We start from the raw sequence: 14,629 nt of genomic DNA, 5'->3' as shown, positions 1-14,629 counted from the left end.
GGAACATGTCTCCCAAGTATAAGTGCGGAAACCAGGTGCTCCTCAGAGTCAACCGCCGATCGGCCGGCTACGCATGGGTGATAACCGGTCAGTGGAACACCGGCACCGGACTGTGTGCTCGCTCAGTCGGTGATCAAGCTCCACAGGCCGGCGGCCCCGGCGGCCAGCGCCTCCCGGGTGACCTCCTCGTCCCAGTGTCGGACCGACCCGAACTCGCAGCGCCACGCCAGTGCGGCCCGGGTGTACTCAGGCAGCCGGTGTTCGATGGTGGTGCCGATCGCTCCGAGCGCCTGGTGGCCGTTTCGGACCGCCACCGAGGTTGCGTGGCCGGCGCAGGACCGCGCCACCGCGACGAGAAACCCCAGGTTTGGTGCCGACCAGTCGCTACCGATGGCCGCTGCCAGGGCGGTTTCGGTTGCCGCCCGGGCCAGCGCGGCCTCGGCGGCGATATCGGCGATCAGATGCTGGATCGCCTGGAACTTCGACAGCGGCCGCCCGAACTGGGTTCGGGAGCAAGTGTGCTCGACGCAGAGCTCGAGGATCCTGTCCAAGGCCGCACAGACCTGTATCGAACGCACCAACGCGGAGCGGAGCCGAAGCTTCGTCAGAAGCTCCTGGGTCGCCGCGACACCGGTGAGCGCCGAGACCTCGGCGGAGACGGTGTCGCGTGGTTCGCCGATAAGGTTGCAGCCCGGCGTGATTCGCAGATCGGCGCAGTCGGCATCGGCTACCAGATGAATGTCCTTGTCCCGCCAGATCACCACAATCTTCTCGGCGGCCGAGGCCCAGGGCACCGCGGTGGCGGTGCCGGAGGCATCGAGCGTGCAGACGGTGCGCGCGGCCCCGTCGATCGGCGCCCCGACTGCCTCGAGGAGCCAACAGGCCAGGACATCGTGCTCGGCCAATGGAGCCCGCACGCCGTGCCGCACCGCCGCCGACATCAGTTCGGCAGCGTCATACCAGCTCGCGCCGCTTCCCCCGGCCTCTTCGGAGCCGGACAACCGCACCAAGCCCAATTGATCCAGCCTGGACCACAATTCGGTGTCACGGCGGACCGGCCCGGTGGGCGGGTGGGTGTCCCGGTAGTCGGCGAATACCGCATCCATCATGTCGACCAGTTGGCGGTCGACACCGCTGGTGTTGAGTTCGGAGGTGGTCATCGCATCCCCAATCCACGCGCGATCACGCCCCGCAGCACCTCATTGGTTCCGCCTCGCAGCGTGAAGCCGGGGCGTTGGTCCACCGCGGCCGCGACGAGTTCCCGGTAGGAGGATTCGACCCCCGAGCTGTCGCCGGTGTGCAGGTCGGCGAAGTCGGCGATGTCGCCCTCAGTGCTGGTGCCGAGGACCTTGACCACGGCTGCCGCGACGTCGGCGGACTGGCGGCGTTCCAGTGCCCCGGCCACAGCGGTCGACATCTGGTGCAGCCCAGCGGTCCTGGCCACCAAACGACCCAGGGCGGCGTCATGCGGGATCTGCTGCTCGGCCATGGCCCGTGCCGAGGCGGCGAGAAGCGGAAAGGTGGACAACAACCGCTCCGGTCCGCTGCGCTCAAAGCTCAGTTCCGAGGTGACTTGGCTCCAGCCCTCGCCGATCTTGCCGAACACCATGGCGTCGGGAACGAACGCGTCGTCGAGAATGACCTCGTTGAAATGGTGGCTTCCGCTCATCGAGACGATAGGCCGCACCTGAACACCGGGACCGTCAAGACGGACGATGAACTGGCTCAGACCGGCGTGCCGGTGGCCGGCATCCACCGGTGCGCTGCGGGCCAGGACGATGAAGGCGTGCGCGCGATGCGCACCGGATGTCCACACCTTGGTACCGGTCAGTCTCCAGCCGCCGTCGGTCTGCACCGCGCGGGTGCGCACGCTGGCCAGATCCGAACCGGAGTCCGGTTCGCTCATACCGATACCGAAGAAGCACTCCCCGGCCGCGATCTTCGGCAGGAACTCCTGCTTCTGTGACTCGGTGCCGTACTTGAGCAGCGACGGCACGATCTGGCGGTCGGCGATCCAGTGCGCTGCCACCGGGGCGCCGGCGGCCAGCAGCTCCTCGGTCACCACGAACCGGTCGACGAACGAACGGCCCTGGCCGCCGTACTCCTTCGGCACGGTCATGCCGAGCCAGCCGCGTGCAGCGAGCGCTGCGGTGAAGGCCTCGTCCCAACCGCACAACCAGGCATCCACTGATGGGGTGAATCTGCCGGCGGCGAGCTGCTCGGCAAGGAACGCGCGGACCTCGGCGCGTAGAACCGCGCTGCTCGCCGACTCCGCGGTGGCTGCCGGAACCAAGCGGGGAAGTGCCATCAGGAGCTCCGCCATTTGGCGATGCGACGCTCATGCTCGGCGTCGCGATGGGCCAACGGCTGCATGGCGGCCGCCATCGCCAGCGTCGACTCCATCGGGCCGGTTCGCGACTCCTGCAGCAGGCGCTTGGCCATGCGCAGCGCATGCGACGGGTTCTTGGCGATCCGGTCGGCCAGATCCTCGGCCGCGCTGAGGAGTTCGTCGTGCGGCACGACCCGGCTGACCAGTCCCCACGCCAGCGCGGTCGCCGCGTCGATACGGTCGCCGGTCAGCGTCATCTCGGCGGCCCGCTCGTAGCCGACGGCCCGCTGCAGAAACCAGGTGCCGCCGTCACCGGGAACCAGGCCGATCTGAACGAAACTCTCCGCGAACGAAGCCCGTTCGGAGGCGATCCGAATGTCGCACATGGCGGCCAGGTCACAACCGGCGCCGATCGCCGCGCCGTTGACCGCGGCGATCACCGGAACCTCGAGTCGGGCCAGGGCACGGGGCAGACGCTGAATTCCGTCGACGTAGGCATAGCGCTGGGCGAGCGGGTCGAGGCCAAACATTCCCTCCCGGTCGGCCATCTCTTTGACGTTGCCGCCGGCGGAGAAGATCTTGCCTTCACCGGTCAAGATCACCGCCCGCACCGATGCGTCGCGATTCGCGGCGTCGACGGCGGCCTCGAAGGCGGTGACGAACTCCGTGTCGGAGATGGCGTTGCCGATGTGGGGCCGATTAATGGTCCACACCGCTATGGCGTTCTCTGTCGTGATGACCAGAGGTCCGGCTGACGTGGTCATGGCTGGGAACCTCGAATTCTCATCGGGTGAGCGGTCGGTGCGTCAGGCGTGCCTGATACCGGTCTCACGGTAGTTGGAGCGACTTGGTCTGCAGATACTCCTCGAAGCCGATCCGTCCCAGTTCGCGCCCGATACCGGATTTCTTGTAGCCGCCAAACGGTGCCGCGGGGTTGTACTTGCCGCCGTTGATATCGAGCTGGCCGGTCTGCACCTGGCGGGCGAAGGCGATCGCGGTGTCGTCGTCGGCGGCCCACACGGCACCGGACAGACCGTACGGCGTGCCGTTGGCAATGGTGAGCGCCTCGTCTGTGTCGCGGAACGGGATGACGGCGAGCACCGGCCCGAACACCTCTTCTTGCCCCAATTCGGAGGCCGGGTCGACGTCGGCGAAGACCGTGGGAGCGATGTAGTAGCCCACGTCGCGGACTTTCTGTCCACCGCCGGTCACCAGCCGCGCCCCGTCTTGCGGGGCCCGCTCGATGAACCCGAGCACCGTCTGGTACTGCGCTTCGGAGGCCGACGGGCCGATGCGGGTACCCGGGTCCCACGGGTCACCCACGGAGTACTTCGACACCGCTGCCTGCACCAGATCCAGCGCTTCGCTGTAGCGGGACAGCGGCACCAGCATCCGCGTCCAGGCCATGCAGGTCTGTCCGCCATTGAGGAAGGCGTTTCCGACGCCGACTTTGATCGCGGTGGCCAGGTCCGCGCCGTCGAGGATCACGTTGGCCGACTTGCCGCCGAGCTCCAAGGCGACCTTTTTTATGGACTGGCCGGCCAGTTCACCGACCCGGCTGCCGACGCCGGTGGAGCCGGTGAAGGACACGAAGTCGACCTCGGGATGAGCGGCCATCCGCTCACCGATCACCCGGCCGGGCCCGGAGACCAGGTTGACCACACCGGGCGGTAGGCCCGCGTCCTCCAGGGCGTCGACGAACTCGAACACCGACAGTGGTGCGTCGTTGCTGGGCTTGAGCACGACGGTGCACCCGGCGGCGATGGCCGGCAGGACTTTGGCGACCACTTGGTACAGCGGGTAATTCCACGGCGTGATGGCCGCGACCACACCGTAGGGCTCACGAAGCACCAGCGAATTGCCGATCCGCTCCTCGAACTCGTACCTGGCGAGTGCGTCGGCGAACCCACGGGCGACGGCAAGAGGGACCTGGGTCTGCACGCTTTGCGCGATGCGGATCGGGGCGCCCATCTCCTGTGTGATCGTCTCGGCGATGTCAGGCAGCCGCTTCTCCATCGCGGTGATCACCGCTTCCAGGCGTTCCCGCCGCTCGTCGACGCTGATCAGCGGGTCGAACGCGCGGCGTGCCGCCGCGACGGCGGCATCGACGTCGGCTTCGGTGCCGCTGGGCACCGAGCCGCATACCTGTTCGGTCGCGGGGTCGATCACGTCGATGGTGGCGGTGCCGGCGGGCTCGACCCACCGTCCGCCGATGAAGAGTTTGCTGCGGGCGTAGTCGTGGTTGCTCATCATCGCTTTCCGGTCGGGTGAATTCATGGCACGATGCTGGCTCGGACGTCGCGTCGGCCGTCGGCGGCCGCGAAGGCCTCGTTGATGTCATCGAGCGAGTAACAGGCGGATGCGAGCAGCTCGAAAGGTAGCTTGTTCTGGTAGTCCGCCAGGAAGTCCAATGCCCGGGACAGCACGGCCGGATCGTAGAGCGAGACGCCGACCATGGTCTTGTTGCCGAACACGAAGCGTGATGGGTCGAACTCGAATGTCTTGCCGATGTTGATGTTGCCGATCTCCACGTAGCGACCGAACTGACCGAGCAGCTTGAGCCCTTCGTCGATGGCGGCCGGATGGCCGACCACCTCCACCACCACGTCGGCGCCCTGCCCGTCGGTGAGGTTCCGGACGATCTTGGCGCGCTCCTTGTCGGTGGTGGCCTCGGTGATGTCGATGACGGCGTCGGCGCCGAACGCTGCCGCCAACTTGAGGCGCTCGGCGATACCGTCGATGGCGATCACTTTGGCAGCACCGCGCGCCTTGGCCACCGCGATCGCGTACAGCCCCAGCGCACCCGCACCCTGGACCACGACGTATTCACCGAGTTGCTGCTCGACTCGCTCCAGCCCGTACATTACCTGCGACAGAGCGCAATTGGCGCCGGCGGCGATCTCGTCCGGCACCGAATCCGGCACGGTGTAGACGACCGCCCCAGCCGGCAGGAGGAAGTAGTCGCCGTAACCGCCGACGAAGTATGGCGGTTCGTCGGCGCGGCCCAGCATCGCCATCTTCAGGTTGAGGCAGCCGTTGCGGCGCCCGGCCAAACAGTTGCGGCAGGTGTGACAGCAGAAGAAGTAGGGGAACACCACCCGGGTACCCACGTCCAGCGGCTTGCCGTTGGCGTCGGTGGTGACGCCTGCGCCGAGTTCTGCGACCGAGCCCACCATTTCGTGACCCAAGACGGTGGGGAGCTGCCCGCCGAGGCCGCGGGTGGCGAAGGTGCCGTGCCAGGCGTGCACATCCGACCCACAGATATTGGCGCGCGCCACCCGGATCAGAATCTCGCCCGGGCCGACCTCCGGTACCGGGACGGTGTCGATCTGGAACGGCTTGCCGGGGTCGTCGAAGCGGGCGATACGCCCTGTGCGCGGACCAGTACTCACGAGCGGATTCCTCTCGGTCAAAGCCAGATTCGACGCAGCGCGCCCGCTCAGCAGGCGTTGCCGATGCGACCGTTGGCGGCGCTTGTAGGCGCGCAGCGATGTCCTTGCGGCACCGTATTCGCCAACCGGGCCGGGTGGCTTCGTCCTTCCCGCCCAGCGGTCAGTCGCTCATCCCACCGCGTTCTGCTCGCGGCTGAACCGGTCGCGTAACAGGCGCTTCAACAGTTTTCCACTCGGGTTCTTGGGTAGCGAGTCGACGAAGAACAGCTGCTTGGGAGTTTTGAATCCGGCCAGATGCGTACGGCAGTGGCGGAGGAGTTCGTCTTCGGTGACCACGCTTCCGTCGCGGGCGACCACCGCGGCGACCACCGCTTCCACCCATCGCGGGTGGGGCAGACCGAATACCGCAACTTCCTCGACGCCCGGATGCCGGTAGATGACCTCTTCGACTTCGCGGCTGGCGACATTCTCGCCGCCGGTCTTGATCATGTCCTTCTTGCGGTCCACCACGTGCAGCAGCCCGTGGGTGTCGTAGTAGCCGAGATCACCGGAGTGGAACCAGCCACCGCGGAACGCATCCGCGGTCTTCGCCTCGTCGTCGAGGTAGCCCAGCATCAGGTGTGGGCTGCGGTGGACGATCTCGCCCACCACGCCGGTGTCCACCGGGGTACCCTCGTCGTCGGCGATTACCGTTTCCACATTGATTACCGGTCGGCCTGCCGATCCGGCGTGTGCGTCTTGGTCTTCTGGTCCCAAAGCCGATGCCAGCGGCGCCATTTCGGTCTGGCCGTAAAAGTTCCACAACCGCAGTTCGGGCAGTCGCTCACGCATCTCGGCCAGGATCTCGGCCGGCATTGCCGAGGCGCCGTAGTACCCCTTACGCAGACTGGACAGGTCGACCTGTTCGAGAAGCGGGGACCGGAGCAGTGAGATCCATACCGTCGGTGGCGCAAAATAGCTTGTAGCGGCGTATGTTTCGATCGTTCGCAGGACCATCTCAGGTGCTGGTCGGAGAAGAATGACGCTGGTGGCACCGAGGTAGACGGCCGGGATCAAGAAATTATCCAGTTGCGCGCAGTGGTACAGCGGCAGGGAGTGGACCACGATGTCAGTGCCCGTCATCGAACCGGCGATGATCGAGCTGATGTAGTTGCCCATCAGGCTTCGGGTGGAATGCATCGCGCCCTTCGGCTGCGACTCGGTTCCGCTGGTGTACATCAGCCGGATCAATTGATCGTCGGCGACATGCGGCTCCGGAGCCGCTGAGGTGGTCTGCAGCCACTGCGTGAAGTCACTCCAACCCGACGGCAGCATCTGGCCGGGCGGTACCAAGGCCGCCGTGGTACGCACGGACCCGCTGCATTGCATCGCGGCCTGCGCCGTAGCAGCCAGCTCGGCTTCGACGATGAATCCGCTGACCCCGCTGTGCTCGAGGATGAACGCGATCTCCTCGGCGGTCAGCATGAAGTTGATCGGAACGAGCACCACTGCGGCGCGAGCGGTGGCGAAGGCGAGCACCGCGTACTGCCAGCAGTTGTGCGCCAGTACCGCGACACGATCACCGGGGCCGAGTCCACGGTCCTGCAACGCAGCTGCAGCGCGATCGACCAGGTGCTCGAATTCAGCGAAGGTCAGCGAAACTTCGCCGTCGATCACAGCGACCTTGTTCGGGTGCTTGCGGGCCGGGCGCCGCGGAATGTCGCCGAGCGCGTGACTACGGGCCGATGCGAGCACAGCGTCGAGCTCGTTCATGACCGGGACTGTAGGCCCAGCGGTCGATTCACGACCAAACAGCGTCCCGCTGAGTAGACACGAGCCCGGTACTTCGCCGCCGGCGATCGGATACTGGCGTTGCGAGCAAGGAGGTTCGATGACGACCGACGCGACGGTGGCGGCCGACCGCACAGGCTTGGAACCCGAGGAGCTGCGGGCCAATCTGCGACAGGCGGACGCCGGCGTTCTGGTCGCCGTGCTGGCGCAGCTGACCGGTGACCCTGCCGTTGTCGACCAGTTCGCGGACAAGATCTCGTTCGAGCCCGACCCACCCGAGCAGGTCGGCGTCACCGACACTGAGACGCGTGCCCTGCTGGTGGACGCGGTGGCGGCGGCACTTGGCACGCCGCGTCCGCGGGGCGCCCTGCCCTACGACGACCCCAATCTCTTCGCCCGCATCGCCCCGCTGGCGCTGGGTACGTCGGTGGACGAAGAATACATCGGCCTGCTGCTCGAGCAGGGCGGCTTCCAGCCGTCACAGCCGGTGTTGCCGCGGACCGCCACGCTTCCGGCCGATTTCAAGGTGGTCATCATCGGCGCCGGTATCGCTGGGATGGCCGCGGCACTGGAATGCGCCGCTGCCGGTATCGATTACGAGATCATCGACCGCAACGATGAGGTGGGCGGCACCTGGTACACCACTGTGTATCCGGGCATCGGCGTCGACACGCCGTCCGCCTACTACTCGCTGTCGCGCGATATCAAAGGCGACTGGTCGAGCTACTATCCGCAAGGCGCCGAATACCAGAACTATCTGCAGTCGGTGGCCGACAAGAACAACCTGCGCGATCACACCCGGTTCAGCACCGAAGTGAAGGCTCTGTGGTGGGACGAAGACCGTCTACAGTGGCAGATCCACTCGGTAAATGCTGACGGCGAGCGCGATCTCAGCTACGCCAACGTCGTCATCCCGGCCGCCGGCTACCTCAACCGCCCCCGGTATCCGGATCTTCCGGGCCGGGACACCTTCGCCGGGGTCAGCATCCACTCCGCTGAGTGGGATCGCGCGCTCGACCTGCGCGGCAAGAAGGTAGCGATCATCGGAGCGGGCTGCACCGCGGTACAGATCGTGGATGCGTGCGTCGGCGACGTCGAGCACCTGACGGTGTTCCAGCGCCAGCCGCACTGGGTGGCGCCGCGCAAACGTCCGACCGACGATGTGCCCGATCACCGCCGCTGGCTCAACACCCACATCCCGTTCTACGCCAACTGGAACCGTCTCAAGTCGTTCTGGGGCACCGCGGACAACAACTATCCGGTCATTGTGCGGGATCCGGACTGGGCTGCCGAGCACCTGTCGATCTCGCCGGCCAATGACGTGCTGTTGAAGCTGTGCCTGGATTACATCGACCGGGTGTTCGGGGCGGACTCGGAGTTGGCGAAGAAGGTCACCCCTGACTTCGCGCCGTATGGCAAGCGGATCATCCGTGACCCCGGCGGGTACTACGCGGCGCTGACCGAACCCCACGTCGATGTCGAGGCCAGCGAGCCTGCTCGGGTCAACGACCGCGGGATCGTCACGCACGACGGTCGGCAGATCGACCTGGACGTCATCATCTACGCCACCGGCTACTACCTGGATTTCCTTTCCACCGTGGATATCCGGGGCCGCGACGGGCTCAAGCTCAGCGAGGTTTGGGGAGACAATCCGAGCGCATACCGGGGCGGCATGGTGCCCGGATTCCCCAACCTGTTCATCTCCTCGGCACCCAACTACAGCCCGGGCCATGGCGCCGGCCATAACTTCGGCGTCGAGGTGATGGTGCACTACGTGATGGAATGCCTGCAATTGATGGCGCTGCGCGACGCGTCGACCATCGAAGTCAAGCCAGAGGCGTTCGAGGGCTACGTCCGGCAGATCGACGACGCGATGTCCCGAACGGTCTGGTGCCACACCCCGACCGCGCACACCTACTATCGCGCCGGCGGCGGCCGTATCGTCACTGCGTTTCCGTTCCGGCTGATCGACGTGTGGCGCAGCCACCGGGCCCCCGTCGAAGAGGATCTCAGGCTCCGGTGAGCGGGTTACTCAGTGGTAGAACGGCGTTGGTGACCGGCAGCAGCCGAGGTATCGGACGGGCGATCGCGCAGCGGTTGGCTGCTGAAGGCGCGACGGTGGCCGTGACGGCCCGTTCGCACCAACCTTCGCCGTCGACGCGCGCCGGACACACGACAGCGCTACCCGGCACTATCGCCGAGACCGTCGATTTGATCGCGGCCGCCGGTGGTTCGGCCTTCGGTATTGCCGCCGACCTGGAGGATGCCGGGCAGCGGGCCGAACTGATTGACCAGGTGGTCGAGCGTACCGGGCGATTCGACATCCTGGTGAACAATGCCGGCTATGCCGATTACTCGATCGTCGAGAAGATGTCGATGGAAACCTTCGATCGCACGGTCGAACACTATGTGCGTACACCATTCGTACTGATGCAGCAGGCGATTCCACATATGCGCCGGCAAGGCGCGGGATGGATCGTAAACATCGGGTCGGTCACCGGGCTGGCACCGGCACGGCCCTACCGCGAGTACAACAAGTCATCCGGGGACGTGGTCTACGCGTCGATGAAGGCGGCACTGCACCGGCTCACCCAGGGAATCGCAGCTGAATTGCTGGACTCCAACATCGCCGTGAACGTCGTGGGTCCCTCCAGCGCGGTACGCACCCCCGGCGCCGACAGCCTGATACCCCAGGAGTTTCCGACCGAACCGGTGGAGTACCTCGCCGAGACCGTGCTGGCGATGTGTCACCTTCCGGCCGCCGAGCGCACCGGCCTGGTGGCGTTCAGCCTGCACTACCCGTGGTCACAGCAGCTGGCTGTGCACAGCCTCGACGGCACTACACGCCTGCCACCGCTCGAGCCGCCGACGGCCGCCAACCCCAATATCCTGCCCGCCGGTCTCTGACCGGCCCACCCCGCGTGCTGTTCATCGGGGCGGATGCAAGACGGGGCGATCCAGGGTGCAGAAGCTGTGACAGACCCGGTCGCGGATGATGATGTCGGTGCTCTCCGGATCGAACCAGCGATCCACCACCGCCCAATGGATCGGGTGCATCAGGTACGGTCCCATCAGCCCGTCGACGTCAGTGAACTCCTGCTCGAAAACGTGCGTCCAGTCACTGTCGCCCACCGGCTCGAGCACCCGGCTGAGCTGCCAGGCTCGAATCGTGGTGATGTAGTTCGTCATTAAGGCCAACTCTGCTTCGAAACGAGCCACGGTGTCCGGCGCTGTATCGGGCTGCACGCGCAGCAGCAGTGTTCGGTACACCGTGCCCGGGCTGCCTCCGCAGGCGGCGTCTCCACGATAAGTCGCCCCGTTGACCCGAGTGATCGCCGGATCGCTCAGCGCTCGGGCAAAACCCGGCTCCGCGGCCTGCCAGTGCCCGCGGTCGGCGAAGCGAAGGTGCGCCAGCACGTCACCACCGTTGCGGGAACCGGATTCGGTCGGCTCGACGACCCAGCGCAGCGCCCCGCTGTGCTCGGCGGCCGCACGGATTGTTGCAAGCATCCGCTTGCGATCTTGTGCTTCGACGTCCAGGAGCCGGGTGACGTTAAACATCGGGCCCTGCCTCCATGTCGCACAGCGTGTCGACGTCGTCGGCGGCCGCCGCGACCGAGCGGGTCCGCTCCACCACCAACTCGTCGATCGACGACCACCATGGGCCCAGAGTGGGATCCGGCCGCCCCTGCCAGGTCATCTGCCACCACGCCAGCGGGCTGGGCAACGACCAGGTGATCGTGACCGAATTCGACTGGTCGGTGAACCAGATCGGAGGACTGACCAGTACATTGCGCAGCGTCATGCCGCGTTCCCGCGCCCCGGGCGCGTATTCGGCGAGGTAGCGGTCGACGAATCGCCGAGCCTGGCCCGGCTTGGTCAGCACCCGGTCGATCACGAACACCTCAGCCATGGCAGTCAGGCTAGGGACCGGCCGGCCCGGTCCGCGGTTGCAGTCCCGGATATCGGGAGACCACCGTTGACGCCGACGGCCCGCGGCCACGACTGTTGACGCATGGCAGATCTCAGCCCGAATCCGTTCGCCCCGGCCGAGCTGGGCCCGGTGCGCCTGCGTAACCGGGTCATCAAGGCCGCGACATCCGAGGGCCGTTCACCCGATGGGCTGGTCACCGATGACCTGATCGACTTCCACCTCCGATTCGCCGAGGGCGGCGTCGGGATGACCACGGTGGCCTACTGCTGTGTGTCCCCGCAAGGTGCCAGCGCGCCGGGGCAGATTGTCATGGATTCGCGGGCCTTGCCGGGCCTGAAGAGGCTGACCGCCGCGGTGCACGGCGCGGGTGCGGCCATCTCGGCGCAACTCGGTCACGCTGGTGTGGTGGCGCAGAAGAAGCTGACCGGCGTGACCGCGGTCGCCCCGAGCCGCTTTGTCAACCCCACGTCGTTCGCCTATTGCCGCGAAATCCGCCGTGACGAGATCCGGTTTGTCATCGACCAATTCGCCGCCGCGGCACAGGTGGCGGTCGACGCCGGATTCGACGCGGTCGAGCTGCACTTCGGCCACCTATATCTGCCCAGCTCCTTCCTGAGCCCGCTGATCAACCGTCGCAAGGACGACTACGGTGGGACGATCGACAACCGGTCACGGCTGGTGCGCGAGATCGCCGAACGCGTCCGGGACGTCGTGCAGGGCCATATCGCGGTGATCGCGAAGCTCGACATGGATGACGGCCTGCCGGGCAGCATCTGGATCGATGAGGCGTTGCGCACGGCTCAACTCCTCGACGCCGACGCGACCTTGGACGCTATCGAATTGACCCAGGGTTCGTCGGTTTTCAAGCCGATGTACCTGTTCCGCGGTGATGTACCGGTCCGCGAATTCGCCCGGGTGATGCCGCGCGCGATGCGTCCCGGGGTTCGGATGGTGGGCAAGTGGGCGATGGGCGACTATCCCTACCAGGATCTCTACATGCTCTCGGCGGCACGTCAGTTCGTACCCGTGATGCGCAATACCAAGCTGATCCTGCTCGGCGGCATCACCAACCGTCAACACCTGGAAACCGGTATGCGCGAGGGATTCGACTTCATGGCCATGGGCCGGGCGCTGCTGCGCGAACCGGATCTGGTCAACAGGATGGTCGAGGACGCCGAGGTGCGCAGCCGCTGCACCCACTGCAACAAGTGCATGGTGACGGTCTTCGCACGCACGCACTGCGTCCTCGACCCCGACCAGCGTTACCGCACCGCTATGCCCGTTGACGTTCCGTCCTGGCCGGCCGGGGCAGCAGCCCGGTGAGGTAGGCACACGCTTGCTTGCGCGCCCGCTCACAGATGTCGAGGCTGGGCATCGTCATGAATCCGTGCACGGCACCCTCGAAGTAGCGCTGCACCGTGGGCACGCCCGCCCGCCGCAACGCCTCGACATAGGCGAGACCCTCATCGCGTAGCGGGTCGTGGCCGGCGATCACCGCGACTGCCGGAGGAAGCCTGGAGAGGTCGGCGGCATGCAATGGCGACGCGTACGGGTTGGTGCGGTCGGCAATGTCGGGCACGTATTGATCCCAATACCACTGCAGCGCAGGCAGCGGGTTGTAATAGCCGCGGCCGAACTGGCGGTAGGACCGCGTATCGAAGTCAGCGGCCATTACCGGATACAGCAGCAGCTGCCCGGCCAGGCGCGGCCCCATCCGGTCACGCGCCATCAACGCCGTTACGGCGGCGAGGTTGCCGCCGGCGCTGTCGCCGCCGATCAGTAACCGGTCCCGGTCACCACCGAGTTCGCCGATGTGGTCTGCCGCCCAGGCGGTGACGGCGTAGGTGTCCTCCGCCGCAGCGGGCCAGCGGCCCTCCTCTGATGCACGTCGGTAGTGCACCGAGACAACCACGGCCGGAAGGCGATTGGCGAAATCGCGACACAGGCCGTCGTGGCTGTCCAGATCGCAGAACACCCAACCGCCACCGTGAGCGTAGACCAGAGTCGGGACCGAGGTTTGGCTTGCCGCGCTGGGGCGATAGACCCGGATCTGCACCGGTCCGTCCGGACCGGCGATGGTGCGGTCGTGCACCTCGGACACGGGTTCGGGATTCGCCGACGGTGTGAAACGGGCGCTGATAGCGGCGCGGGCCTCGTCGCCGGTCATGGTGTGGACCGGGGGGAAGCCGGCGTCCAGCACCTCGATGATGTCGGCGATCTGCGGATCCAGAATCATGCGAGCTGCAGGCTCGTGCTGTGCATCGCCGAGCGGGTGGTCGGGCCGCCCCGGAGCGGCCGCATCTGCTGCAGCGTCGGTGCCACGCGGATGGGGCCGCAGTCCACGGCTTGCCAGATGCCCATCGCGGCGATTCGCACCGGGGCGACCAGGCGTTGGTCGAACATCATCCGGTTCATCGGCCCGCAGACCGAAATCGCTGCAACGGCTTCACCCGGGTCGCCGATGGGCGCGGCGACGCAGCCGAACCCGGGCAGCGATTCCTCGCGGTCGAAGGCAATGCCGCGGGAGCGCACTTTGAGTAGCTCGTTACGGAGTTGAGCAGGTGTGGAGATCGAGTATTTGGTTTGCCGGGGGAGCAGACCGGCATCCAAGGCGTCGGCGCCGTACTCGTCGGCGAAGGCGAGCATCGCCTTGCCCAGTGCAGTGCAATGCGCCGGCTGGCGACCCCCGACCCGGGACGGCAGCGCTGCCGTCATCCGGTTGCCGACCTTTTCCATGTACACGACGTCGGACCCGTCGAGGACGGCGAGGTGGACCACCAGGCCGGTCGCCGCGTGCAGCTCGTGCAGCTTGGGGATGGCCGCTTTGTGCAAGCGGTCCTGGTGCACTGCCAGCGAACCGAGTTCGACCAGCCGCATCCCCAGCTCGTAGTCGCGTCCGTTGCGGCGTAGCCAGCGCAGCTGCACCAGGCGCTCGAGCATCCGGTGCGCAGAGGAACGCGGCAGACCCGTCCGGCGCACGATCTGAGCCAACGTCAGGCGCCCAGGTCCGTCGAACGCGTCGAGAACCAGGGAGACCCGGTCGATGACGGCGCTGGGGGTTTCGGCCGCCGCCTTTTTAGGTGCTCTTGCAGGCAACGTGGTTGCGGGGGGCATTGAGGTCTCCGTCCCTATTACTAATAGACATATGCCTAATGGGCATATGTCTACCACATGTGTGTGCCTGCTGTCACACCCATCGCCGGA

At 66.4% G+C, this 14,629-nt stretch carries 13 protein-coding genes; 3 read left to right on the top strand and 10 right to left on the bottom strand.

Annotated elements, in window-relative coordinates; translation table 11 throughout:
• Nucleotides 1-122: 122 nt before the first annotated feature.
• The 6 genes from AC5Y4Q_RS07550 to AC5Y4Q_RS07525 form a co-directional block, all read right to left on the bottom strand.
• Nucleotides 123-1,160, bottom strand: a complete 1,038-nt coding sequence (locus AC5Y4Q_RS07550) for an acyl-CoA dehydrogenase family protein (RefSeq protein WP_065018971.1) — start codon at nt 1,158-1,160, stop codon at nt 123-125.
• Nucleotides 1,157-2,308, bottom strand: a complete 1,152-nt coding sequence (locus AC5Y4Q_RS07545; protein WP_125225523.1) for an acyl-CoA dehydrogenase family protein — start codon at nt 2,306-2,308, stop codon at nt 1,157-1,159. The genes AC5Y4Q_RS07550 and AC5Y4Q_RS07545 overlap by 4 nt, the downstream gene beginning before the upstream one ends.
• Entirely contained in the window at nt 2,308-3,093 is a 786-nt protein-coding gene (locus tag AC5Y4Q_RS07540) for a crotonase/enoyl-CoA hydratase family protein (protein WP_125225524.1), read from the bottom strand. The genes AC5Y4Q_RS07545 and AC5Y4Q_RS07540 overlap by 1 nt, the downstream gene beginning before the upstream one ends.
• A 64-nt stretch (nt 3,094-3,157) precedes the next feature.
• On the bottom strand, nt 3,158-4,579 hold the full coding sequence (locus AC5Y4Q_RS07535) for an aldehyde dehydrogenase family protein (protein WP_065019013.1): 1,422 nt from the start codon (nt 4,577-4,579) through the stop codon (nt 3,158-3,160).
• A 23-nt stretch (nt 4,580-4,602) separates the two neighbouring features.
• Entirely contained in the window at nt 4,603-5,721 is a 1,119-nt protein-coding gene (locus AC5Y4Q_RS07530) for a zinc-binding dehydrogenase (protein WP_499958539.1), read from the bottom strand.
• A 168-nt stretch (nt 5,722-5,889) separates the two neighbouring features.
• A complete protein-coding gene (locus tag AC5Y4Q_RS07525; protein WP_185746675.1) occupies nt 5,890-7,473 on the bottom strand; it encodes an acyl-CoA synthetase in 1,584 nt (527 codons plus the stop codon).
• A 118-nt stretch (nt 7,474-7,591) separates the two neighbouring features.
• Between AC5Y4Q_RS07525 and AC5Y4Q_RS07520 the strand changes: the two genes are divergently transcribed.
• Both AC5Y4Q_RS07520 and AC5Y4Q_RS07515 read left to right on the top strand, forming a co-directional pair.
• Nucleotides 7,592-9,514, top strand: a complete 1,923-nt coding sequence (locus AC5Y4Q_RS07520; protein WP_499958537.1) for an NAD(P)-binding domain-containing protein — start codon at nt 7,592-7,594, stop codon at nt 9,512-9,514.
• Entirely contained in the window at nt 9,511-10,398 is an 888-nt protein-coding gene (locus tag AC5Y4Q_RS07515; protein WP_125225526.1) for an SDR family NAD(P)-dependent oxidoreductase, read from the top strand. Before AC5Y4Q_RS07520 ends, AC5Y4Q_RS07515 begins: the two co-directional genes overlap by 4 nt.
• 21 nt (nt 10,399-10,419) lie before the next feature.
• On the opposite strand, the gene AC5Y4Q_RS07510 is transcribed toward AC5Y4Q_RS07515, so the two are convergent.
• The gene (locus AC5Y4Q_RS07510) at nt 10,420-11,052 is read right to left on the bottom strand and encodes a Dabb family protein (protein WP_125225527.1); all 633 of its coding nucleotides are present in this window, start codon (nt 11,050-11,052) and stop codon (nt 10,420-10,422) included.
• On the bottom strand, nt 11,045-11,404 hold the full coding sequence (locus AC5Y4Q_RS07505) for a hypothetical protein (RefSeq protein WP_499958534.1): 360 nt from the start codon (nt 11,402-11,404) through the stop codon (nt 11,045-11,047). Before AC5Y4Q_RS07505 ends, AC5Y4Q_RS07510 begins: the two co-directional genes overlap by 8 nt.
• Nucleotides 11,405-11,506: 102 nt before the next feature.
• Between AC5Y4Q_RS07505 and AC5Y4Q_RS07500 the strand changes: the two genes are divergently transcribed.
• Nucleotides 11,507-12,748: an NADH:flavin oxidoreductase gene (locus AC5Y4Q_RS07500; RefSeq protein WP_499958532.1), complete on the top strand. Its 1,242-nt coding sequence runs from the start codon at nt 11,507-11,509 to the stop codon at nt 12,746-12,748.
• Here AC5Y4Q_RS07500 and lipP1 read toward each other — a convergent pair.
• Both lipP1 and AC5Y4Q_RS07490 read right to left on the bottom strand, forming a co-directional pair.
• Entirely contained in the window at nt 12,699-13,661 is a 963-nt protein-coding gene (lipP1, locus tag AC5Y4Q_RS07495; RefSeq protein ID WP_125225529.1) for a LipP1 family hormone-sensitive lipase, read from the bottom strand. The genes AC5Y4Q_RS07500 and lipP1 overlap by 50 nt on opposite strands.
• Nucleotides 13,658-14,539 (bottom strand): IclR family transcriptional regulator, encoded by an 882-nt coding sequence (locus tag AC5Y4Q_RS07490; protein ID WP_065018961.1) that lies wholly within the window; start codon nt 14,537-14,539, stop codon nt 13,658-13,660. The genes lipP1 and AC5Y4Q_RS07490 overlap by 4 nt, the downstream gene beginning before the upstream one ends.
• Nucleotides 14,540-14,629: the final 90 nt, after the last annotated feature.

The sequence above is a fragment of the Mycobacterium sp. NGS16 genome (assembly GCF_059813225.1).
The sequence above is the reverse complement of the archived record's forward strand: the minus strand, read 5'-3'. Positions and strand labels throughout refer to the sequence as shown.